The organism is Dokdonia sinensis (assembly GCF_003688895.1).
Classification (GTDB): Bacteria; Bacteroidota; Bacteroidia; order Flavobacteriales; family Flavobacteriaceae; genus Dokdonia; species Dokdonia sinensis.
In genome coordinates this window covers 70,634-93,893 of sequence record NZ_REFV01000014.1, presented here as the reverse complement: position 1 = coordinate 93,893, position 23,260 = coordinate 70,634, and the positions used below count along the sequence as shown (strand labels likewise).

At 40.9% G+C, this 23,260-nt stretch carries 18 protein-coding genes; 8 read left to right on the top strand and 10 right to left on the bottom strand.

The annotated features are described in order from the left end of the window. Positions 1-110: 110 nt before the first annotated feature. Positions 111-1,085 (top strand): polyprenyl synthetase family protein, encoded by a 975-nt coding sequence (locus EAX61_RS13395; protein WP_121918207.1) that lies wholly within the window; start codon positions 111-113, stop codon positions 1,083-1,085. Here EAX61_RS13395 and EAX61_RS13390 read toward each other — a convergent pair whose 3' ends face one another. Both EAX61_RS13390 and EAX61_RS13385 read right to left on the bottom strand, forming a co-directional pair. Continuing rightward, positions 1,086-1,787, bottom strand: coding sequence for a hypothetical protein (locus EAX61_RS13390; RefSeq protein ID WP_121918206.1), 702 nt, complete (start codon positions 1,785-1,787; stop codon positions 1,086-1,088). Positions 1,788-2,040: 253 nt separating this feature from the next. Next, positions 2,041-2,571: a hypothetical protein gene (locus EAX61_RS13385; RefSeq protein WP_121918205.1), complete on the bottom strand. Its 531-nt coding sequence runs from the start codon at positions 2,569-2,571 to the stop codon at positions 2,041-2,043. Between the two features lie 111 nt (positions 2,572-2,682). Between EAX61_RS13385 and EAX61_RS13380 the strand changes: the two genes are divergently transcribed. The 3 genes from EAX61_RS13380 (at position 2,683) to EAX61_RS13370 (ending at position 7,590) form a co-directional block, all read left to right on the top strand. After that, positions 2,683-5,430, top strand: coding sequence for a 2-oxoglutarate dehydrogenase E1 component (locus tag EAX61_RS13380; RefSeq protein WP_121918204.1), 2,748 nt, complete (start codon positions 2,683-2,685; stop codon positions 5,428-5,430). 83 nt (positions 5,431-5,513) lie between these two features. After that, complete coding sequence (odhB, locus tag EAX61_RS13375; RefSeq protein WP_121918203.1) at positions 5,514-6,779, top strand: 2-oxoglutarate dehydrogenase complex dihydrolipoyllysine-residue succinyltransferase; 1,266 nt, start codon at positions 5,514-5,516, stop codon at positions 6,777-6,779. Positions 6,780-7,023: 244 nt separating this feature from the next. Then, entirely contained in the window at positions 7,024-7,590 is a 567-nt protein-coding gene (locus EAX61_RS13370) for a hypothetical protein (RefSeq protein ID WP_121918222.1), read from the top strand. 3 nt (positions 7,591-7,593) lie between these two features. Here the strand turns inward: EAX61_RS13370 and EAX61_RS13365 are convergent, their stop codons facing one another. The 8 genes from EAX61_RS13365 to EAX61_RS13330 form a co-directional block, all read right to left on the bottom strand. Continuing rightward, entirely contained in the window at positions 7,594-9,114 is a 1,521-nt protein-coding gene (locus EAX61_RS13365) for a GH3 family acyl-acid amido synthetase (RefSeq protein ID WP_121918202.1), read from the bottom strand. A 165-nt stretch (positions 9,115-9,279) separates the two neighbouring features. After that, positions 9,280-11,619 (bottom strand): T9SS type A sorting domain-containing protein, encoded by a 2,340-nt coding sequence (locus EAX61_RS13360; protein WP_121918201.1) that lies wholly within the window; start codon positions 11,617-11,619, stop codon positions 9,280-9,282. A gap of 143 nt (positions 11,620-11,762) precedes the next feature. Then, positions 11,763-12,200 carry a retropepsin-like aspartic protease gene (locus EAX61_RS13355; RefSeq protein ID WP_121918221.1) on the bottom strand — a complete coding sequence of 146 codons (438 nt, stop codon included), beginning with the start codon at positions 12,198-12,200 and terminating at the stop codon, positions 11,763-11,765. Beyond that, positions 12,151-14,886 carry a CHAT domain-containing protein gene (locus EAX61_RS13350; protein WP_121918200.1) on the bottom strand — a complete coding sequence of 912 codons (2,736 nt, stop codon included), beginning with the start codon at positions 14,884-14,886 and terminating at the stop codon, positions 12,151-12,153. The genes EAX61_RS13355 and EAX61_RS13350 overlap by 50 nt, the downstream gene beginning before the upstream one ends. A gap of 3 nt (positions 14,887-14,889) precedes the next feature. Beyond that, positions 14,890-16,920 (bottom strand): DUF7849 domain-containing protein, encoded by a 2,031-nt coding sequence (locus EAX61_RS13345; RefSeq protein ID WP_201739461.1) that lies wholly within the window; start codon positions 16,918-16,920, stop codon positions 14,890-14,892. 7 nt (positions 16,921-16,927) lie between these two features. Continuing rightward, a complete protein-coding gene (locus EAX61_RS13340; protein ID WP_121918199.1) occupies positions 16,928-17,932 on the bottom strand; it encodes a hypothetical protein in 1,005 nt (334 codons plus the stop codon). A 204-nt stretch (positions 17,933-18,136) separates the two neighbouring features. Then, complete coding sequence (locus tag EAX61_RS13335; RefSeq protein ID WP_121918198.1) at positions 18,137-19,195, bottom strand: hypothetical protein; 1,059 nt, start codon at positions 19,193-19,195, stop codon at positions 18,137-18,139. Positions 19,196-19,394: 199 nt separating this feature from the next. After that, a complete protein-coding gene (locus tag EAX61_RS13330; RefSeq protein ID WP_161555237.1) occupies positions 19,395-20,552 on the bottom strand; it encodes a M12 family metallopeptidase in 1,158 nt (385 codons plus the stop codon). Positions 20,553-20,735: 183 nt separating this feature from the next. On the opposite strand from EAX61_RS13330, the gene EAX61_RS13325 reads away from it, so the two are divergent. From EAX61_RS13325 to rpmA, 4 genes are all read left to right on the top strand, one after another. Then, positions 20,736-21,320, top strand: a complete 585-nt coding sequence (locus tag EAX61_RS13325) for an RNA polymerase sigma factor (protein ID WP_121918219.1) — start codon at positions 20,736-20,738, stop codon at positions 21,318-21,320. A 2-nt stretch (positions 21,321-21,322) separates the two neighbouring features. Then, positions 21,323-22,075: a tetratricopeptide repeat protein gene (locus tag EAX61_RS13320; protein ID WP_121918197.1), complete on the top strand. Its 753-nt coding sequence runs from the start codon at positions 21,323-21,325 to the stop codon at positions 22,073-22,075. A gap of 171 nt (positions 22,076-22,246) precedes the next feature. Further along, on the top strand, positions 22,247-22,927 hold the full coding sequence (gene rplU / locus EAX61_RS13315; protein ID WP_121918196.1) for a 50S ribosomal protein L21: 681 nt from the start codon (positions 22,247-22,249) through the stop codon (positions 22,925-22,927). A 61-nt stretch (positions 22,928-22,988) separates the two neighbouring features. Then, on the top strand, positions 22,989-23,249 hold the full coding sequence (gene rpmA, locus EAX61_RS13310) for a 50S ribosomal protein L27 (RefSeq protein ID WP_121918195.1): 261 nt from the start codon (positions 22,989-22,991) through the stop codon (positions 23,247-23,249). The last annotated feature ends 11 nt before the right edge of the window (positions 23,250-23,260 follow it).

Sequence of the window (23,260 nt, the reverse complement as noted above, 5' to 3'; positions counted from 1 at the left end):
AGAATGATTTTGTAGAAATATAAAATTTTGTTTATAGTCTTTCACTTTCGCGAAAGCGGAACCCCAAACATTAAAACCAGAAGCCCTATTTTTACATAAAAATTGCACGTATGCTTTCTGTACCAGAATATTCGGCTCGATTTATAGATTATCTTTCCCAGAGATCGTTAAACAATGAACCAAAAAATCTCTATGAACCCATTAATTATATTTTGGACCTTGGCGGAAAGCGCTTGCGTCCAGTATTGACATTACTGGCGGCAGAACTATTTGATACGCCGCTAGAAAAAGCTCTTGATGCCGCTCTGGCCATTGAGATTTTTCATAACTTCTCGCTGGTTCACGATGATATTATGGATGACGCACCGCTAAGACGCGGTGAAGAAACTGTGCACGAGAAGTGGGACATAAATACCGCCATACTTTCTGGAGATGCGATGCTCATACTTGCTTATCAGTTGTTTGAAAACTATGAAGGAGATACCTTTAGAGAGCTTGCTCAATTGTTTTCAAAAACTGCTATCGAGGTGTGTGAAGGACAACAATATGATGTAGATTTTGAGACACGTGATGACGTTACTATTGCCGAGTACCTCAAGATGATAGAATATAAGACGGCAGTGCTTGTAGGTGCCGCTCTTAAAATGGGAGGTATCGTGGCTAATGCTTCTAAGGAATGTCAGGCAGCGCTCTATGATTTCGGGCGGGATCTTGGATTAGCATTTCAGCTGCAGGATGACTATCTAGACGCTTTTGGTGACCCAGAGACTTTTGGAAAACAAGTGGGTGGGGACATTATAGAGAACAAAAAGACCTTTTTGTATCTCATTGCTTTACAAAATGCAAACGATGATGATGCACGTCAACTAGAGCATCTGTTTTCTATTTCTCCCACGCATACCGAGGATAAGATTGCAACAGTAAAGCAACAGTTTATTGAGAGTGGAGCAGCTGCTGCAACGCAAGAAAAAATTGCTTTTTACACAGAAAAAGCCTTTGTGGCACTAGATACCCTGAAGATTTCTGAAGACAAGAAAAAGCTTTTAAAGGACTTTGGTAAAAGTCTTATGGAGCGCACGGTATAATCACTTAACGTATACTTGTGCAATCATAGAAGCTTTTCCCCAATTGTAATTTGCACCGCCAGCACTATACATATTAAATATGTAATTAAATGTTTTGTTAGAGGGTGCAGATTGCTCAACGTAGCCATATAGTGAGTAGGTAATTGTCCGGTCGTAATTTCTAGGAGAAAACGTTTCTGTATAAGTGTTTGAGATAGTCGTCATCTTTGCAATAACATTGCTTGAGGGTAAATTAGGTAAAGTCACTTTTCTGGAACCTGATGGTCTTTCGTTTCCATTCTTTTTAAAAGTTACTCCTAAATAGGTGCTTGGAGGGTCGTTGTACAGATCTGCTCCAGCAGGAACTGAGTAATTTACAATGACTTTGGCTCTTTTATTTGCAGGTATAGTGACCGTCGTGCCTAGATTAAGGTTTGTGTGAAAATTTTGATATCCTCTAGCATTAACGCGCTTGGGTGAGGAAGCTGTTTTGTCTATAATATCTGATAGAAAAAATATATTTCCACGCTGTAAGTTACCTTGATTATCAGAGGCCAGAAGGCTTATATTTTTACTTGTGCTTACCGGAAGGTCGCGCACGCGCATTTCACCATTTACATCTAAATCTTTTGTAGGGTCTGTTGTATTAATGCCTATTTGTGCGTAACTAGGAATGGAGATACTAGTGAAAATAATGAGCGCTAGGGGGTATAACGATTTCATAATTAAGGGTATAATGATTTGGGAAGAGCAAGATATGTAAAAGAAGAATTATTTTTATCGATAAAATGTAAGAATAATCCGATAAAGTGTGTTAAAATTTTATTTATCACTTGAATTAAACGATCGGATATGATGTAAAAGCCTGTAAATACAGGTGTTGGATTGTCAAATACTAACAATTGTTAGTATTAACACTAGCAAACTAAGTACAACATGAGAAAATACGTGTAGAAGTGATATATGGATTACGAGTTTAAAAATAAACTCTAACAAATGGTTGCCAAGCATCAGCATAAATGCTCTGACCGTCTTTAAAAAGGACATTGTAGCGTGCTCCAATAGTAACATTTCCAGTACGGAAACCAGCACCTAGAAAAAGAGAAGTGTTCCAGAAATTATCGTCTACATCGCCTTGAGCGGTTTCGATGGTTTGATTTACGCGAAGTTGCTCAAGCTCTGAAGAAAGTTGAATAAATTGAATAGGATTTACTAATACTATTGCACTACCACCATATAGTGTAGATCTGAAATTTTGGCTTTTTTGATAGGTAAAGTTGAGCCCCGGCCCAAATGCTACGTACTGGTTGGGTTGGTAAAGTGCGCTTGGAGCGACGGTGATTAAGGTATTATTATTCCCAAAAGATAGTCCGAGACCTCCACCAAAACGGACACTGTCCCAAAACTTATCCTGCGGCTGTGGTGCTTCTACTTGCGCTTTAGCCGAAAGACAACTTAAAAACATAAATAATATTAAAATACCAATATTTACAAACCTCCTTCTCATAGCACTACAGTCTTAATTCTATGTTATAAATATAGGGATTATATGTCCTAAAATGTTAATTATTGTATTTTTGCTCATCTAATGTCCCGACGACGTAGACACAATTAAAAAATGGATAGATTTTCATTTCTGAATGCCGCACACACAGCATACTTTGCTGAGTTATACGACCAATACTTAATTAATCCCGATAGTGTAGAGCCTAGCTGGCGTGCCTTTTTTCAAGGTTTTGATTTTGGAATGGCAGAGAGCCACGAAGAGATTGAAGTTGCTGGAGCACCAGTAACTGTTACTGATGATATGCTTAAGGAGTTTAGCGTAGTCCGTCTTATAGACGGTTATCGCACTCGCGGTCACCTATTTACAAAGACAAATCCAGTACGAGAGCGACGCAAATACTCACCATCGCTACATTTTGAAAATTTTGGACTGGAGGAGGGAGACCTGGACCTTGAGTTTGAAGCCGGTGCCATAATTGGGCTAGGAAAATCTAGCTTACGCGAAATAATAAAACACCTCGAAGCCATCTATTGCGATGCCATAGGTATCGAGTATATGTACGTTCGTAATCCAGAGGAAATTAAATGGATTCAGAACTGGCTTAATGTAAATGACAATCATCCATCCTTTAACGCCGAAGAGAAAAAGCATATTCTTAAAAAGCTCAACGAGGCAATTTCATTTGAGAGTTTCCTGCACTCAAAATACGTAGGGCAAAAACGCTTCTCTGTCGAAGGAGTAGACTCAATCATCCCAGGTTTAGATCACCTAATTGAAAAAGCCGCCGAAAAAGGAGTAAAGCAATTTGTAATGGGAATGGCCCACCGTGGTCGTCTCAATGTGCTGGCAAATATATTTGGTAAATCACCAGAAAAGATTTTTTCTGAGTTTGACGGTAAGGAGTATGCAGAAAATGAACTTTTTGATGGAGATGTAAAATATCATATGGGATGGACCAGCGTGCGTAAGAGCGACGGTGGTAAGGACATCCGTATGGATCTAGCACCTAATCCATCTCACCTAGAAACAGTAAATGCTGTAGTAGAAGGTATCTCTCGAGCTAAGTTGGACAATCAACTAGACGGAGATGAGAAAGCGATTTTACCTATTCTAGTACACGGAGATGCCGCCATTGCAGGTCAGGGCGTAGTTTATGAAGTAATCCAGATGGCACAGCTTGAAGGATACAGAGTAGGGGGAACCATTCACGTGGTTGCAAATAATCAAGTAGGATTTACAACAAACTATCTGGACGCACGATCATCTACCTATTGTACAGATATAGCAAAGGTTACCTTATCACCAGTACTGCACGTAAACGCAGATGACGTAGAGGCTGTTTGCCACGCATTTACATTTGCATTAGAATTCAGAATGCAGTTCGGTAGAGATGTTTTTATTGATATTCTAGGATATAGAAAATATGGACATAATGAGGGTGATGAGCCCCGTTTCACACAGCCTAAATTATATAAGGCCATTGCAAAGCATGATAGTCCAAGAGACATTTACGGAACTAAGCTGTACAATGAAGGGGTGATTAAAGAAGGACATATCAAGCAACTAGAGCTCGACTACAAGAACGAACTTGAAGAAGATCTCGAAGAGTCCCGCAAAAAAGAAAAAACAATTGTCACAGAGATTCTGGCAGACGATTGGGAAGGATATAAAATAGGAACGCAGGAAGAAATCCTCACAAAGATGGATACGACCTATGACCTAAAAAAAATGGATAAACTGGCTGAGGGGATCACAAAACTTCCTGCAGATGAGAAATTCATTAGAAAAATACAGCGTATTGTAGACGACCGTAACAAACGCTATTTTGAGACTAATAACCTCGATTGGGCAATGGGCGAGTTACTCGCTTACGCGACCTTAATGGAGGAAGGTTTTAACGTGCGTATGACGGGACAAGATGTAGAACGAGGTACGTTCTCCCACCGTCACGCAACGATTAAAACAGAAAACGATGCAGAGGAAATTAACCTCCACAATCGTTTAGGCGTAGATGGAAAAATGTATATCTACAACTCATTACTTTCTGAGTATGGAGTAGTTGGGTTTGATTACGGGTATGCAATGGCAACGCCTAAGACGCTTACCATCTGGGAAGCTCAGTTTGGAGATTTTTCTAACGGAGCCCAGATAATGGTAGATCAATACATCTCTGCCGCAGAGTCTAAGTGGAAAACTCAAAACGGGCTGGTAATGTTATTGCCTCACGGTTACGAGGGACAAGGTTCTGAACACTCTAGCGCTCGTATGGAGCGCTATTTACAGATGTGTTCTAGAGAGAATATGATTATGGCAGATGTTACCACACCCGCAAACTTTTTTCACCTGCTACGTCGCCAGATGAAGTGGAATTTCAGAAAACCTCTCGTTGTTTTTACACCTAAGAGTTTACTCCGTCATCCTAAAGTAATTTCTACTAAAGAGGAACTTGCAAATGGAAGCTTCCAAGAAGTTATAGACGATCCAGCGGTAGATAAGAAAAAAGTGAAATCACTCGTATTCTGTACAGGTAAATTTTACTACGACCTTATTGAAACGAGGGAAGAAAAAGAAAGAGATGATATCGCATTTGTGCGTATCGAGCAGTTATTCCCATTACCGGTAGACCAATTAGAGCAAATTATTAAGACCTATCCTAACGCAACAGACCACGTTTGGGCACAAGAAGAACCTAAAAATATGGGAGCTTGGGCACATTTACTGTTACATTGGGACACCAGACCTTTACGTATGGCATCACGCCGTATGTACAGTTCGCCGGCGGCAGGAAGTAGTACACGTTCTAAAGCAAGGCATAAAAGAGTGATAGAAGAGGTGTTTAATACGCCAGATAAGAAATAGATTGAAATTGAGTTCGCTTTCGCGAAATTTATACTGAGCGGAGTCGAAGTATCGGAATAAAAACAAATCATAATAACAATAACATTATGTTAGAAATGAAAGTCCCTTCACCGGGAGAATCCATCACAGAAGTAGAAATCGCACAATGGCTCGTAGAGGACGGCGATTATGTAGAAAAGGATCAGGCCATTGCCGAAGTTGATAGTGATAAAGCAACCCTAGAGCTTCCAGCCGAAGCTTCGGGAATTATTACTCTAAAAGCCGAGGAAGGTGATGCTGTTGCCGTAGGAGCCGTAGTATGTCTTATCGATACCGATGCAGAAAAACCTGGAGGAGGAGACAAGTCTACAGAGACTTACGAGAACCCAGGCGATGAGAAGGGTGGCGGGAATGCTGGTCCAGAGCTAGACAAGCAACGTAACGAGATTCCAAATACAGAGAAGAAAGCAGAGCCATTGGAGAATAAAACCTATGCATCTGGCGCTACAAGCCCAGCCGCTAGGAAGGTCCTTGCTGAAAAGGATATCGATCCAAAAACGGTAAAAGGTACAGGTCGTGACGGTCGTATTACTAAGGATGATGCTGTAAATGCAAAACCGTCTATGGGAACTCCAGGAGGAGGAACTCGCGGCGAGTCGCGCACAAAGCTATCAATGTTGCGTCGTAAGGTAGCAGAGCGTCTTGTAGAGGCAAAGAATACTACAGCAATGCTTACCACATTTAATGAGGTAAATATGCAAGCTATATTTGACCTTCGTGCAGAGTATAAAGAAGACTTTAAAGCAAAGCACGGAGTAAGTCTTGGATTTATGTCATTCTTTACCCTAGCAGTAGTACGCGCCTTGGAAATGTACCCAGCTGTAAATAGTATGATAGATGGTAAGGAAATGCTAACTTTTGACTATAAAGATATTTCAATTGCTGTTTCTGGACCTAAAGGTTTAATGGTTCCAGTAATGCGCAATGCAGAAAACCTCTCTTTCCGAGGTGTGGAGAGTGAAGTAAAACGTCTTGCCATAAAAGCGCGCGACGGAAAAATCACGGTAGACGAGATGACTGGCGGAACATTTACAATCTCTAACGGAGGTGTGTTCGGATCTATGTTGTCTACCCCGATCATTAATCCGCCGCAATCAGGTATTCTTGGGATGCACAATATTGTAGAACGCGCTGTCGTAATAGACGGTGGTATTGTTGTCGCTCCTATTATGTATGTAGCATTGTCTTACGACCACCGAATTATCGATGGTAAAGAATCTGTAGGTTTCCTTGTAGCTGTAAAAGAAGCGCTAGAAGATCCTATTAACATTCTTATGGATGGTGATGCAAAGAAAGCGTTAGAAATGTAACTATTACGCTTTCGGGATTTATTCTAAGCTTGTCTCACGAAAAGCGTAAAAACAATTAAGCTCTCATCAATAACTGATGAGAGTTTTTTTATGCCAATTTTTAAAGCTGCATCTTTGAATGATGAGCAGGTATGTAAGATCGTATGTGGAATATAGAAATGTGTGGGGCATTTGTATTGCTTTCTCTTTAATCTTTATAACACCTTTAACAGCAATTGCGCAAGGGAAGATTTATATTTCACCTATGACAGCATACGGAGTACTAAATCTTGAAAACAAAACAATACCTAAAGAAATTGAAGCAGAGGCTATCAAAGCTCTAGAGTACTATCCTGAACTATGGGATACGGATATTACCTTTCAATTTAAGGATAATATTAAAAAATCTACAATGCAAGCGCAGCCGCGTTTTAATAGTATCTTCAGAGGAAAAGGGAAACGTTCTTACATCATTCTTATTAGCAGGAAAATACAAATAGATGAAGAAGAATTTACTATTAAAGATATTCCGAGTGATGTGATTATAGGATGGTTGGGGCACGAGTTAGGTCATGTAATGGACTATCGTAACCGTAGCAGTTTTGGGATGATTATATTCGGGCTCAAATATTTATACTCCACACCACATATTCAAGAAGTGGAGCGCACAGCAGACACGTATGCCGTACGTCACGGGATGGGAGAGTACATTCTTAAGACAAAGAATTTTATCTTAGAACACGCCAGTATTTCCGAAAAATATAAGCAACGTATGCGTAGTTTTTATATGTCTCCAGAAGAGGTGATGCACTTGATTAATGAGGATTCTTAGTGATTACCTCTCAGAAACAAATTTTTCCCATTCGACAAATTTTTCTTCGCCCATTACTTTTTCCATTTTTACCTGACCACCTTTTTTCTTATTGGCTCCGCTCCATTCAGCAAAGATAGACGGCTTAATAGTGGTAACTTTTACACCTTTGAGCGACTTTCCGCGGGCAACTTTATAATTTTTGTTTGCTTCTTTAAGGTTGTTGTCTAAAGCTTCGGCGAGTTTAGATTCGTCTACATCACTTTCGGTGCCTAAGTACCAGCAATGGTAAAATTCGCCGTCTATTTTTTTCGCGCTAAGCGTAAACTCAGGAATTTTTATGTTGAATTCTTCTTCAAGTTCCCTTAAGGCTGTTTCCATTTTGTTAACAGATAGCTGTGATCCCACAACATTGAGGAAGAACTTTGTGCGTCCCGTAATCTTGATTTCGGCGCGCTCCACGTCTGTAAAAGCAATTGTATCGCCTATGAGATATCTCCAAGCGCCAGAAACGGTGCTTATGATAAGTACATAATCTACACCTTTCTCTACTTGAGAGAGATTCAAGGCAGGTGCGTCTTGAGCTAGCGAACCATCATCTAGAATGTATTCTGGCTTGAAAGGAACAAACTCAAAGTAGATACCCGTGTTTGTAGAGAGTTTCATAGCCTCCGTGTCTGGACGTGTTTGGAAAGCTAGAAAACCTTCGGAAGCGAGATAGGTATCAATAACTGTAATAGGTTTTTCCATTAAGGCGTTAAAACTCTTTTCATAAGGTTGAAAGGCAACACCACCACTCGTAAAGACCTGAAGATTGGGCCAGACTTCGTGTATATTTTTTACTTTGTGATACTCAATGACTTCTTTAAGCATTAATTCCATCCACGAGGGAATTCCACTTAAGGCGCCTATGTCCCATTGCTTTGCATTTTTTGCGATTGTGGCGACGCGGGTATCCCAATCGTCAATTTTGGCAATGTCTTCTCCAGGCTTATAGTATCCTTTAAACCAGAAAGGAATATTACTCGCTGTAATACCACTTATTTCACCTTCTAAAAACTCGTCGCGTTCTTGTAAATCTGTCGAGCTTCCCAGCGCCATTACTTCCTTTTCAAAAAAATCTGTAGGAAGCTCAAAATTAGAAAGGGCCTGTACTTGCGCTACTCCTGCATCCTGAATTGCGGTAAGCATTGCTTCGGTTACGGGTATACGTTTGCTTTTTTTTCCAGTTGTCCCACTACTTAATGCAAAATAATTAGGTTTTCCCGGCCACGTGATATCTTCTAGTCCGTCATAAACCTGACTCCACCAGTCGGTTGCCATTTTATGATAGTCAAAATAGGGGACGGCTTTTGCAAAAGCACTTTGTATATCATCTGCCTCAAGAATTTTTGAGAACCCGTAAAATTTGCCAAAAGCGGTGTCTTTTGCTTTTGTAAGAAGTTCTTGGAGAACTTCTTTCTGTTCTTCCGCAGGGTGTGAATCAGAAGATAATGTGTCTTTTAAATGTATTGCACCTTTTATTATAGAACCTAGAATTGCCATAGTCGGATTGTTGAGGGTACAATTTCCGAGAATTCTGTGAGTATTGGCGTGTCTTTAGAACAAGTTTAACCTTGTTGGGGTGTTGGTAAGTACGCTTTCGCGAAAGCGTAAAAAAAACCGAGCTCCATTGAAGCCCGGTTTCTTAAAGTAGTATTTAAACTGTGATTACTGCTTCACAATACGTTTTACAGTAGAAGTGTTTCCTGCTATAATCTGCACGAAATAAACTCCAGTAGCATAACTGCTAAAATCGATTTGAGTTTCACGACTAACTTCTGTATTTGAAGAGCTCAATACGCGACCATTTACATCTACAACTTCGATTTTGTTTATGATTGCAGCACTTGAGTTTTCAAGAGTTACAACATTTGAAGTTGGGTTAGGGTACAGGCTTATGGCATTAGAAAAAACTTGATCAGAAACGCTCAATGTACTGTCTACAAGGATGTCAAAAGTACAGTTTGTAGTATTGCCAGCTTCGTCTGTAGCGGTAACAGTAACAGTCGTTGTAGAACCTTCGGTGACAACGGTTCCTGCTGCTGGTTCTTGCGTAGTGACGATGTTTCCTGCTGCTGTACAGTTATCTGTAGCCGCTGTATAATCTTCTATCTCATAGTTTCCATTATCATCTCCTGAGACGATAAGATCACCAGGGCAATCTAACTCAGGGAAAGCACTATCAATAACAGTAACTACAAATGAACATACTGCTGTAGATCCATTTACGTCTGCAGTAAACTCGACTAACGTTTCACCTACTGGAAAGGTAGATCCACTCGCTGGTCCTGCAGTTTGTGTTATTGTTGGAGTCCCACACACACTTGTTCCCGTAGGAGTTGTGTAATCTACAACGACACCACAATTTGTAGTATTTCCTGTCGCAACAAAAATATCTACAGGACACCCCGTGAAGTCTACATTAGGAATTACGTTAACTGTAGACACACAAGAGGCGCTCTGTCCGTCATCACCAGTAACGGTAACCGTTACCATCTGGTCACCCGTTGTTGAACAGTCAAAGGTATCTGGTGTTGCTGTGATAGTAAGCGGTGTAAAGCTTACAAAATCGTTAGTAAGGGAAAAATCAACAGCTACACGCCCTTCTACAGCAACGGCTTGTGTTCCGTCTGCGTTTTCAATTCCTTGAGTATGTAAACCACTACCGGTATTTAATGTTGTAGTATGTAACTCTATCTTATTTGAACCTTCATATAAAATAGCTTGCGCTGTAACAGGATTTGGTGTCCCAAAATGGTTTACCTCAAAGAACTCTACTACTAACATACGGTTAGGAGCTGTGCCTAATGTTTCATAACGTATAGTTCCTCCACTTGGAGGGTTTAAATCTTCCCAAGCAAGTGCAATAATATCGTCCCGTCCATCTGCAGAGGGGATTACGCGGCCAGAGCAGCATCCTTGACCAGTTGCAGGATCAAAAGTTATAAAGCCATTTGAAGAGATATAGAAATCGGTATAATCATTTCCAAAGAAGCTAAAGCTGAATCCTACAGGAAGTGCTCCAGAAAGTTGATCGTCTCCTAACGCAACATTGTTTCCAGTCCCAGAAATATCCATAGGAGCAAAAGTTCCATCTTGATCTAGTTCATAACCATTGATTAATGCAATAGGAGAAACGTCTTCTGGAGTGATAGTAGCCATCCCCATATCGTCTAGCTCTAAATCGATGTCCATACATTCTGCCGTAGGAGCTGTAGACTCATTTACCGTAACGCTAAAAGAACAAGTTACAACCGTACCGTCGTTTGCATCTGTAGCCTCAAAAGTATTTGTCGTTGTCCCTAGTGGGAAATTAGATCCAGAAGGAAGTCCTGCAGTCTGAGTAAATCCAGCCATTGTACAGTCTCCAGATAGTGTTGGGTCTGCGTATGTTACTATTGCCGTTGTAGCCATAGGATCTGCAGTTGCTGTGATATTTCCTGGACAAGTGATGTCGCAAGCAATGATAGGAGCGACAAAGGTCTGCCCTGCATTAATACTTCCAGGAGATTCGGCAGCTGGAGCATTCCAAGTAAAATCAGTATAAACTGAACCAGTTCCAGTAAGCTGTAAAGATTGTCCTATAGGCGTGTTGCTCGGTTCGGACACTCCTATATCTGTTGACATCATTCCCATAGCAGGACCATTTGTTGCCATAAAGTCACCTTCGTAACTTATAAATTGGACAACTGTAGCACCGTTAAGAAGGGCAATCCCGTCAGGTCCCCCATTCTGGATACCTGATATTGCAAAAGATTGAGCACCAAACCCAGCGCCCTCATCATCTAAGCTTCCAGAGAGATCAACAGTATTATATTCTGTTCCATTGCTTCCATTGTATAGTACAATATCATAAGTGGATAAATCTGTTCCAGCTGGACCCGCGATTTCAACAAACTCACCAGCGTCAACGCCCGCGTTGTCGTAATGTATTTCATTAATAAATACAGACTGGGCAGAGAGCACAGCAGTACATAATAAAGAAAGTAAAAGAGTAATTTTTTTCATACAATATGTTTTAATTAAAATGAATAGCAAAAATATAATACTTCTAGCTTTTCATTATTAGCAAAAGGTTAAGAAACCGAAGAAGTTATTAAGGAAAACCTCCTTTATTTTGATTACGTTATTTTTTTGAATTGTGTTAGAATTTACTTCAAGTAAAGACAATTATACTTGTAATCAATAATCCCACGACCACCATTCAGCACATCTGCACCTAGAATTCCGTGTACGGGTTGTGCATTGTGGTTTTCCAGAGCAGTATTTACATTACTCAGGTCAAAAAGCACAATATCCAATTCTTTCATCGTCCATTTTCCAATGGTAAGCGAATTGCCTTGAGATAATTCTGTACGCATATCTGTCGCTCCAGCGCCAGCGGCCAGCACTTCGCTGGCTTCACTTATAAGTTCAAAGTGTGTGCCGTGAGAGAAATCTATACACGAACTAGAGGCACCTGTGTCTAGGATAAAAGAACCTTCGATTCCGTTTATTTTGGCCTTCATTTCAAGATGATTTGTGACCGTAGGAAATAACCTAACTCTCGTGTACCCTTTTTCTATTAAAAACTCGCGAAGTGACGCCATTCTTGAAAATTATAAGGCTCAAAAATACTACAATTACAACACCTAGTGCCCATTTCCATAGCGTAGATTCCTGCACAATTTCCGTTGTGCCGTAGTACACAAATGGCGCCCAATAATAAGGAGATTTCTGAGCATTTGTGATTTCAGAATCATTTAGATATGATAGCTGTGCATTGTGCAGGCTCAAGTTTCGGCTGGTAATTTTTGAGAGGTTTTGGTAATAATCTCCCATGAGTCGCGCGGTCGATCTGTCATTTACTTGCCAAAGCGTAAACAACACATTTCTCGCTCCCGCAAACTGAAATCCTCTAGCCAGACTCTGCGCGCCTTCTCCAGCAATCAATTTTCCCACACCTGTCTCACAGGCACTTAATACAACTAGATCTGGAAGAAATGATTCTCCGTAAAATCGCGTCACAGGAACTTCGGCGTCATAAAATCGTATCATCGCGGGCTTAGAAAATGTCCCACCTGTTGCGTGGGTTGAGAAATGTAGAACGTTGTGGTTGTACGCTTTCGCGAAACTTGCCTTGGGCGCAGTCGAAAGGACGGACTCCGCAACAGCCTCCTCCCGCATCAAAAGTTCAGTCATAAAATAAGATTCGAGTACCTGTGCCTCTTCCATAGAATAGCTCAACTCCAAATCGGTTCCTTCAAAAACAGGAAATACACCCAGCGCCGAAGATGAATCGGACATTTTTTTATCCATTTCAAGATATAGTCTTGCCGAAAGTTCATAACTCAAAGTACATTCCTTTACGAGAAATGGCATCTTCTCATACGATATTGTCGCGGTTTCTTCCATTAATAAAGCGACAAAGGGCACAAAATTCAAAATCCCGTCTGGACAGATAATCAATTGCCCTTTTTTAGGAATCTGAAGCTGTTTGTATAGCTCAAAAGCTGTCTGGGCATACAGTTGTGGATTGCTATTTATCTGTCCCGCATCCGTAAAAAAGCGATTAAAATTTTGGGTAGTTGTGATGAGGTTTTCTTGCTCGGATGCTGATAAAGTAATGGGTTTAAAAATAACCTCGGAGCCATTAACGGCAAACTGATAACTATTCTCTTTACCGATAAAATAGTGTACAAATGTTTGATTTTTTTGAGCCGTTTTTTCTTTCAAGTCAGATAGGGAAATTCCCTTATCCTGCAGGAGTGGAAACTCAGAAGCAAGCTGTTTTTTTAAATGTTGAACTTGTCGGGAGGCATTGCCATACTCTCCTAATGTTTCTTGATAAACATTACTTTCAACAGCATCAACTTTGCGGAGTTTCTGAAGTTTTTCTTGGGCTTGAGCAACTTGCTGTTCCTGAAATGTAATTTTATCAACCAATGGATTTTCCGACAATTGGCTCAATTGTTTTTTTTCAAGATATGCCGAACTCACAAGAGTATTTTTGGATCGCTCGATCGCATTGAGCACGCTTTGCAAAAGACTATCACTTCGTTTTTGCTGGTATAGCATAAATGCATTCTCGAGATAGCGCTCCGTGCGACGCTTCATTGAGGATTGCATTACAAGCTGTGAACCTTGCATCATCATATCAAGTTGCATAATCCTCTGTACTTCAAAAGCAAGGTCTGAAATTTCAAGTGCCTTTAAATGGTCATTCTCAAGCGTAGCAATCTCTGAGTGCAGGTCGAGCGCATCCAGCAAGGTATTTTCTGAGTAAAGCTGATTGATAGTCGGTTGCTCTTGATTGCTCTCAAAATTTGGAATAAGAAGCTGGTAGGTTTTTATCACTTCTAGTTTTGCTTTCTGAAAATACCGCGGTTGTTCTAAAGCTATGGTTTGTGAGATGTAGGTTTGAGCGATGGCGAGATGCGTTTTGGCAAGATCGCGCGATATCGTGTTTTGATTTTTATTAAGCAGTTCGAGGGTTGCATAAAATGCTTCGAGCGCATTATCGTAAGCTCCTTGATTTGCATAAATCTGACCTAGCAATTTATAAGCATTAGGCTCAGAAGGTTTTAGGGCAATCGATTTTTTTACGGCAATGATGGCTTCATCATCCTGTTTGTTGCCAAATAAATTTGAAGCCAAATTCATCCATAAATCGGCATTTTTGGGTTGTATAAGCAAGCCCTCTTCTAATAATTGAATGGCCTGACGATGTTTTCCCTGACTATAAAAAACGACTGACAGATTTAAAATCCCGCCCGCAATGGCATCTTTATCCTTAGATTTTTGAGCGCGTAATAAGTATTGTTCTATGGTATTTTGTGCTTCCTCGAGGGCATTGGTTTGGGTATAGAGATTTCCGAGCGGTTTTAGACAGGAATCTAAAATGTCAAAATCCTGAAGATTATAGCGGTCACAAATTCCCCAAGCCTTTGTGTAATTTGTAATTGCATCTTGTAATTGACCATTCTTACGCTGAAAGTAGGCAAGATTTGAGTGTGCAATGACTTTGGCAAGGCGTGCCTCATTATGCTCTACTTCAATATTTGTTAGGTAATCTTCAAACGTAGAGATGTGCTCTGTATCCGGGTTTTCTAGAAAGGTGTCTAGTGTTTTATAAATTTCTTCGGCAGAAGTAGGTTTTTGCTGGGATTGTGTAAATAAGGTATATGGTTTAAATTCTAGTTCCGCTCCCGAAATCAATTCGGGACAAGCTTTCGCGAAAGCGGAAGAAACACCCACAACTCCACCTAAAATTAAAACAAATAACCATCGCCTCATCGCTTAAAATTTCCAAATACCATACAACTGAATTTGTGATGTAGGTTCATTAAAATTCCAGACGTAGCGCACGCCAGCACTAGGTCCAATACGAACGCCACCCACATTTGCTCCGATAAACAATCCACTCTGGAAATTTCCAAAACCTTTATCACATTCGGTCGTTTGGACGGTGTCTTGTGACGGGTCGGCAATTTCTCCCTCTCCTGGGATGATTTGGGAAAACGTTCCTGTAGTCGTGGTGTCACAAGAACTGCTCAAATCTACTTTGAGTTGAACACCAGCACCCACCGCGAGAATGTTGTTGAGGTTGTAGCGATAGGAGATAGGGACGAGGTAGGTAGATATAGCCTGTTCCTCTGCTTGTTCAGAGAAGCGGGTGAGACTTTCTATACCAATATCGTTTACGTCGCTGGTCTCAAAATTGCGTAGCGTTTCAAAGGACGAGGCGCTCAGAAATAATTCTGCCTGAAAATAGCCACGATAAGATTTGAAAGGGGAGAGCGTCACCCCCGCAAAATACTCTGATGCATTATCCCGACTCGGTGTAAAAATCGTTCCTGCCTTTACACCAATTGAAATACCCGGCAAAAACCGCGTCGTACTATAATTTGTATAGATGGGTGGATTCTTGTCAAAGTAAATTGCCGTGCGATTGCGAGTTTTTGTCTTGTGAAAATCCTTCCCAAACTTCATCGAATATTTTACAAAGCCCTTGGTCGAGTCTTTGTCCGTAACATTTTTCTGGGCTGTTCCAGGCAAATAAATCTTCTTAAAGGTAAAGATGATTTTATCTTTTTTCAGGATGGTATCTAAGCAGGAATAATCTACCTCGCGTTCTTTGGGACATATTGGGCATTTGGGATACATGTCTGTAACCTCGAGGGTTCTTCGGTCAAACATTTCTGGTGTATCGACTTCAAGTTTTATCGTATTTGCTGGGCCTTCGCCATCGTTCTGGAAGCGAACTTTAAATTTAAGTCGCTTAAACCTTACTAGACGATAGTTCATTATAGTGCCGTTAGACGACATTTTGTTGGGGTCGTGGGAGGTCACAATTTCGAGCTCGGTATCTTTTACACTATGATTCTCATAATTATCATCAGGAACAAAAATACTTCTTAAAGTCACGATAGCACTCGTGTCCTTGAGCATCTCCGGTGTAGTTTCTAACGTCCTGAAGATATTGCGTTCTTCCCCAGGTTTCAATTCGTCAAAGGTGATGACCTGACTATTGCGATACTCACCTCGAGATTGCTCTAACGTGAGCGGGAGGTCTGTCCGTTTTGTGCTGTCTTGCACAAATAAGGTGCGCTCTTTTAGATAACTTTCGTAAGTACTTGCGAGATACCCATCCGAATGATCTACATCCATCGTTGATGCGATAATCGTCTCATCCACAATTTTTTCATCGTGATGCAGTCGAGTATCGATTAGCTTAAAATTATCGTCTTTAAAGGCTCTGTCATTGTAAAAGAGATACAGTTTTCCGCTTGTGGTGTAGTCTTTGGTATTTCTGTAACTGGTGATGAGAACTATTTCTTGTTCTGGGATAGGTTCTCTGTTGTGTCGAACCATTAAATCTGTGTCGCGGGCTAATGAAGATTCCGCCCCTGAGATTTCGTTTAATTCCGCTTTCGCGAAAGCGCTCTCCGCATCAGTACTCGCTTCTTTATCTGTTACTTGAGCAATGGTTACCTTTTTAGGCCTGCTTGCGGGTGGTTTCCCATTATCGTAGTTATTTGTACTCCACAGTCGAACCTCATAATCGCCGGCTTTTTTGTAGCTGTGTTTTGGTTTTTCTTTAAAGCTGTAGTTGCCATCTCCAGTTTCCCAGTAATAAGAGTAATAAGCTTTAGGTGCTCCCGCTACCTGGTTGAGCGGTGGCATTTGTGCATTGTATTGCGCCCTATTTCCTTGGATATCAATACTTATAGGGGCACTACGCGTGATGGTGTCTAATACGACCGTCTGACTAAACGCCATTGTAGAAATCAATAAAGCAATAAAAAGTAGGTAGCTAGTTTTTTTCATAACGCGATTATTGAAGTGAGTTGATTTGCGTTATAAATTGCGCTTCTGGACTGTCTGTTGTTTGTGTTGTAAGACCTATCGTGCCGTCTTCCACTTGTCTCGCTTGAGTGGAAAAGCGATAATCTCCTTCCTGAACGGTGGTCAGAATAAATGTCCCGTCCGACCCCATTGGGATCTGACCGAATTGCTCCGAGAATACATCTAGCGCATCGTTGTATCGAGCAAACTTGCTCACGCCTACACTTTCATTTTTGTAAAGGAAAAAAGTGTCGCTGTTTGAACCGTCATATTGGGCTGTAGCTTTGTTGTATATAATGGTACGGTCACTTCCGTCTGGATTAAACCGCGCTTTACTTATCCATCCTAAAATGGTCACAAAGGTGCGATATCCAGTAACGGTTTCTCCTGCAGAACCTTCGATGGTATCTGGAAAGACTTCGGCGTTTGGGTTAAATTCCCAGAGCACCTCACAGTCCACTTCCTGACAGCTCAATGAGTTAAATTGGTTTAATATAAGCCCCTCATTGCTGGAAGGACTGAACACCGATATGGGACTAGCCAAAGTAATCGTAATATCTGGATCTGCCACGGTGAGGTTGAGGTAGTAAATTCCCTCACTTAGCAAGGGTTCTGGGATGTTTGTTGTGCTCAGACCATCGGTTGAAAGCTGGCAGGCTATGATCTCGCCAGGTTGGTACATCTCGATAAGTTCTAGGGTTACGTCTTGATCTATGGGGTTTCCGTTTTGGTCGAGAATACTTTGTACGGGAATTGTTATTTGAGTGCCTTGACTTCCATTGAAAACACCTCCTTCAAACCCAGGAAACGTAAAGGTCTGAATTCTCGAAAGTCGGCAATCCAAAAGATTTTCTTGGTATTCTATACCGCTCAGTAAGTTAACGCTATTGGGTAGGGTAATAACACCTTCCTCGCAGTCGTGGTCTTCGGAGCAGGAACATAGGATAAAGATGAATCCTAGTAAAGTGACGAATAGGCTTTGATGGGATTTCATAATGATGGGTTGTTTGTAGGTTTCACGATTGTAAAGAAATGGTGGGTTTCTTTTTTTTGCTTTCGCGAAAGCGTAATTAAATGTACTTAAAATTATACAGATGTATTATAGTGAGGGATTTGTAGCATTGTAAGTTAAATGGGGAGAACCCCGAAGCATCTAATGCCCCGGAGTTCCTACCCAACTAACCAAACAAATCAAATGTTAAGGCAAAGCATCTATGAGGGCTGTAAGTCCAGCCTCAGAGGTGGTTTGTGTGGTTCCTATAATTTCCGTGTGACCATCTACAATTGTCGCACCTTGAATAGCATATACGTAGTCGCCATCTTGTACTGATACAAATATGAAGTGTACTTGTTGCCCGATAGGCATCTGTCCGTAGTGCTCTGTAAATTGCTCAAGTGTTGTGTCGTACGTATCAAAAAGCGCTAGTGCATCTGGCTCTCCATCATAAGAAACATATACGGCACTATTTGTTTCATTAAATCCTTCAGGAACATCTACATATACCATTGTTTTAGGTCCAGCATAACTCCACCATCTGTCTAGGTTAGTCCATCCAAATCCTGTAAGTGGAGCGATATAAGCCGATGTCCAAGTCCCGTCTGCATTTTGAATTTCTCCACCGCGCACATCTGCTTCTTCATCTTCTTCCCAAACCACATCGCAATCCAGTTCATCACAGTCATTGTCTGGTCTAAAGACCGTCATTTCAGGGTTAAATCCAGCCGAGTTGCCTACCGGAGCCGTAAGGTCAAAAGCTTGCGCTGGGCGTAGTTGATTTCCGTTCTGAGTGGCATTAATAAAGAATTCTCCTCCAGATATAATAGTTACTACATCACCATTAGGTTGTTTTCCATTTGTAGGAAGTTTTTTCTTAAGCATATCTGCACGGCCGTATATTTCTATAAGTTCGATGTCTACATTCCCGGTTACAGCGGTGCCATCTAGGTTCTCAAAGGCGCTGGGCTGGAAAGAAAGTTGTGTTCCTTGTGCCCCGACTATAATTCCTCCTGTCGTTCCATCTACAGTAAATTGTTGTAGGTCATTTTCTCTGGAATCTATGATGCTGTTTTGTAGTTCTAATCCTCCGAAGACAATCTCACTATCATCTGGTGTGATGACTTCGATGTCCACATCATCATTAGTCTCACAACTCGTTAAGGATAGAAGCGCAAGTGCTCCAGTAATAAAAAGTTTTTTAATAATGTTTGCATTCGTACTGTTGTTCTGTAATGCAAATGTTGTCGTTGTTGTTTTCATAATAAAAGTGTTTAAATGATTTGTTTTTTGTTGTTACACCCTTATATCAACAGCTTTATTTTTTTGTTACCCTTTATTTTGAAAAAAAACTAATTTTCTTGTGAATGTAGGATTTACGGTACTTAACAAGCATAAAAAAACCACCCGCCGAGGGCGGATGGTTTAAGTTGGGATTTTATTTTGGATGATTCTCTATGTACTATCCGCATTGTCCTAGCTGTGCCCAGCCAGAGTTTGTGAGTTCAAAAAGATATCCTTGGTAAGTAACTTGGTCTCCTACTTGGTAACTGTTGGAACCGTTATAAGGAGCAACGCCGTCACATATATCCTCACTTTCATCTGGACAGTTTCCTAAGAAAATCCATCCGCCAGATACACGCTTGTAGAGACCGCCTTGATAAACCACCTGGTCTCCTATACTATATGAGGTAGTGCTGGACCATTCTGGAACTCCGGCACACGGATTATCTCCACCATCGCCACCGCCGTCTCCGGGGTACATCTGGTCAATTCCAGAAATGTCACCATCAGAAAGTGATGTTCTGTTTACGTTATAAGTACTTCCATTGGTTCTAGTTATAGTAGGTTGCCCGTTACTAGAGAAAGCATACGAACCGTAGAGCATTATAGAACCAAAATCTAGTTGTGCTGTATATTCATCTCCATCTTGTCCTTGCTGGACGTATGTCTGGAAGTTGTATTCTAATCCTTGTTGTATATTTTGGAAATTTATTGTGATGTATTGATCTCTGTCTACACGACTTTGCTCGTGCCATAAGCCTACAGCGTGACCTATTTCGTGTATCGTACTTCCCGTAGAGCATCCACTAGCAAGTGTAATATTTTGACGTCCACCTATACGTCCTACATAAGAGGAGCATCCAGAACCTGGAGTAAAATAGATATAATCAGATTGATTAGTGCGCTGTACGAACTGTATAGAAGTATTTGCTTCCCAGTTTGCAATTGCTTGCGTCACACGGGACTGATTAGGAAGATTGGGGTTGATGGCGTAATATACCGTATTATTAGGCCAGCGACCACCGGTACGACCTACACTACGTGTGAGCGTATTTGAGGGTTCTTGAACGAGTTGATTTGGGTTAAAAATGATATCTCCTTCAAAAACATATACCCCATCTACAGGAGCTACTTCGAGTTCACTTAAACCGTAAAAGAGAGTTTCTGAGTCGGCAGATTTTCCAGGGAAGGCTTCTTCGGCGCCTTCTTGTTGTTCTAATGATAGAACATCTGTATCTGTAGTCGTTTGCTCTAGTTCTTGAATTTCATCTTGTTGACAAGAAGCAAATATGACTAGGAATAAAAATAGGTTTGAAATTATTTTAATCGTTTTCATCTATTGAGTGTGTTAGGATTAGTTTTCAAAATCAGCGTGGCCGTAGCTGTTTTAAAAGGTGCGCTTGAGTAGCGCAGATTTCTTATGTGCTTCTGCAGAGGCACATTGTAATGTACGCCTAGAAAAGATTTTTGGATTACAAGAGTTTGTTTTTATTTATATTCGGTGTCTAATCAGTCTTTTATGAGCGAGAAAAATGAGCATAAAGATCAACGTTATATTGAGGCACTCCTCAATAATGATAACCTGCTCATCTCCGAAATATACAATCGGTTTGCGCCCAAGGTTGTTGGGTACATTAAAAAGAATAGCGGTGACGAAGCACAGGCGCGAGATATCATTCAAGCGGGGATGATGACCATTTATGATCAGGCCAAAACGAAGGGGCTCACGCTTACTTGTCCTTTTGACGCTTATTTTTTCCTTATCTGTAAGCGCAAGTGGCTCAATACGCTCAAAAAAAATAAACCAGAAGGGGTAACAATTAATGACGAAATCACATCTATAGATGCACAGCTGGCAGAGCAAGTGGAGGAGACAGAGCGTTACAACTCACGTACGCAACTTTTTAACACGATGCTTGCCAGTATGGGAGAGAAATGTCGCGAGCTTATTAAGCTTTCATTTACCATTAAATCAATGGAAGAAGTGGCTCAAAAACTAGGCGTCTCTTATGCTTATGCGCGGAAGAAAAAATCCCTCTGTGTGGGAAAATTAACCACAATGATACAGGCATCGCCACAGTATCAAGATCTAAAGAATGCATAGTGATGGACGAGAAGACGATACTATTATTTGACAATTATTTACAAGGTGTCTTGAGCCTTCAGGAGCAACGTGATCTGGAAGCGCGCATTGCAAAAGAGCCGGAGCTAGCAGATGCTTTTACCATTTTTAAAGAAGTAAACGGGCATTTAAGTCATACTTTCTCTCAGGAAAGGAGCGATTTTAAAAATACCATCGAGCGCTCGGCAAATGCTTATTTTGAAGATGCTAACTCACCTCGGGGGACTATATCTGGAAATAGCCCGTCTAAGGTCATTGCTTTAAAACCGTGGCGCTATCTCGTTGCGGCGAGTGTCGTCCTATTTTTTGGCGTGATGCTCTGGATGAATTTTCAGTCGGCTAGTTATGCGGATTATGCCTTTGACGGGACGATTAGTTTGACAGAACGTAGTGGTGGGGAGCTCGCTTTCGCGAAAGCGGAAAAAGCATTCAACTCACAATCCTACGAGGAGGCGATTTTGTTTTTTGACACTATACTATCAAATGATCCAGAAAATGCTGAGGTAGCCTATTATAAAGGAATAGCACTAGTAGAACTAGGAAAGCACGCGGAGGCTGAAAGTCTTTTTGAACAACTAGCACAAGGAGGTTCTGTCTATAAATACAAAGCATTGTGGTATAATGGCCTATCACATCTCAAAAGAAAGGATATAGAAGGGGCTAAGACGATACTCAATAAAATCCCGTCTGATGCCGAAGATTACGAAAAAGCTCAGGAATTGCTGGATAAATTATAGCGAATTATTTTACAGAGAGACTGTTTTTAAGTATCTGAATTTTTTTGCGAAAGCGTAAATAAAAAGAATTTGGAGGGTTTGTAAATTAATAGATTAGTAGTATATTTGCACCCGCTTAAACCGAAAGGTAAGCGCAATTATTAGTGTAAAAACAATATTTAATCACAAGCTATGTACGCAATTGTAGAGATAGCAGGGCAGCAATTTAAAGTTGCAAAAGACCAAAAAGTCTTTGTTAATCGCCTGTCTACTGAAGAAGGAAAGAAAGTTGATTTTGACAACGTTCTTCTTATCGGTGACGGAGATGACATCACTTTAGGCGCCCCGGCTATAGACGGAGCTCAAGTAGGAGCAAAAGTCTTAAGACACCTTAAAGGTGACAAAGTAATCGTTTTTAAGAAAAAGAGACGTAAGGGATACCGTGTTAAGAACGGACACCGTCAGTCACTTTCTGAAATCGTAATCGAAAGCATTACTTCTTCTGGAGCAAAGAAAGCTGCACCAAAGAAAGAAACTAAAAAAGCTGAACCAAAAGCTGCCGCTCCTAAGAAAGAGGCTGCACCAAAGGCAGAGGCTAAAAAGGCACCAGCCAAAAAAGCTACTTCAAAAGGCGATGACCTTAAGAAAGTAGAAGGTATCGGGCCTAAAATTGCAGAAACGCTTAACGCGGCTGGAATCACGACTTTTGCAGAGCTTGCAAAAACTGATGCAGCTAAGATTTCTGAAATCATCTCAGATGTACGTGGAAACCACGTTACAGACACTTGGCCAGCACAAGCACAAATGGCTGCAGATGGTAAGTGGGATGAGCTTAAGAAATGGCAGGATGAATTAGACGGAGGTAAAGCGTAAGTTTTATATTCCTAAGTATAATGTGATCCTGAAATAAATTCAGGATAAAAAAAAATACAAGATGGCTCATAAAAAAGGAGTTGGTAGTTCTAAAAACGGTCGCGAATCAGAATCGAAACGCTTAGGTGTTAAGATCTTCGGAGGTCAAGCTGCGATTGCAGGGAACATCATCGTACGTCAAAGAGGAAATACACATCACCCAGGTGAAAATGTGTATGGAGGTAAAGATCACACACTACACGCAGGAGTGGATGGTGTTGTGAAGTTTACTAAGAAGAAAAACAACAAATCTTACGTTTCTGTAGAGCCTTTTGAGGCTTAAGAACTAAGATA

What these genes read in the sequence shown, in the direction of transcription:
- EAX61_RS13395 (WP_121918207.1), top strand. Translation starts at nt 111, where the DNA reads ATGCTTTCTGTACCAGAATATTCGGCTCGATTTATAGATTATCTTTCC.
- EAX61_RS13390 (WP_121918206.1), bottom strand. Translation starts at nt 1,787, where the DNA reads ATGAAATCGTTATACCCCCTAGCGCTCATTATTTTCACTAGTATCTCC.
- EAX61_RS13385 (WP_121918205.1), bottom strand. Translation starts at nt 2,571, where the DNA reads ATGAGAAGGAGGTTTGTAAATATTGGTATTTTAATATTATTTATGTTT.
- EAX61_RS13380 (WP_121918204.1), top strand. Translation starts at nt 2,683, where the DNA reads ATGGATAGATTTTCATTTCTGAATGCCGCACACACAGCATACTTTGCT.
- EAX61_RS13370 (WP_121918222.1), top strand. Translation starts at nt 7,024, where the DNA reads ATGACAGCATACGGAGTACTAAATCTTGAAAACAAAACAATACCTAAA.
- EAX61_RS13365 (WP_121918202.1), bottom strand. Translation starts at nt 9,114, where the DNA reads ATGGCAATTCTAGGTTCTATAATAAAAGGTGCAATACATTTAAAAGAC.
- EAX61_RS13360 (WP_121918201.1), bottom strand. Translation starts at nt 11,619, where the DNA reads ATGAAAAAAATTACTCTTTTACTTTCTTTATTATGTACTGCTGTGCTC.
- EAX61_RS13355 (WP_121918221.1), bottom strand. Translation starts at nt 12,200, where the DNA reads ATGGCGTCACTTCGCGAGTTTTTAATAGAAAAAGGGTACACGAGAGTT.
- EAX61_RS13350 (WP_121918200.1), bottom strand. Translation starts at nt 14,886, where the DNA reads ATGAGGCGATGGTTATTTGTTTTAATTTTAGGTGGAGTTGTGGGTGTT.
- EAX61_RS13345 (WP_201739461.1), bottom strand. Translation starts at nt 16,920, where the DNA reads ATGAAAAAAACTAGCTACCTACTTTTTATTGCTTTATTGATTTCTACA.
- EAX61_RS13340 (WP_121918199.1), bottom strand. Translation starts at nt 17,932, where the DNA reads ATGAAATCCCATCAAAGCCTATTCGTCACTTTACTAGGATTCATCTTT.
- EAX61_RS13335 (WP_121918198.1), bottom strand. Translation starts at nt 19,195, where the DNA reads ATGAAAACAACAACGACAACATTTGCATTACAGAACAACAGTACGAAT.
- EAX61_RS13330 (WP_161555237.1), bottom strand. Translation starts at nt 20,552, where the DNA reads ATGAAAACGATTAAAATAATTTCAAACCTATTTTTATTCCTAGTCATA.
- EAX61_RS13325 (WP_121918219.1), top strand. Translation starts at nt 20,736, where the DNA reads ATGAGCGAGAAAAATGAGCATAAAGATCAACGTTATATTGAGGCACTC.
- EAX61_RS13320 (WP_121918197.1), top strand. Translation starts at nt 21,323, where the DNA reads ATGGACGAGAAGACGATACTATTATTTGACAATTATTTACAAGGTGTC.
- rplU (WP_121918196.1), top strand. Translation starts at nt 22,247, where the DNA reads ATGTACGCAATTGTAGAGATAGCAGGGCAGCAATTTAAAGTTGCAAAA.
- rpmA (WP_121918195.1), top strand. Translation starts at nt 22,989, where the DNA reads ATGGCTCATAAAAAAGGAGTTGGTAGTTCTAAAAACGGTCGCGAATCA.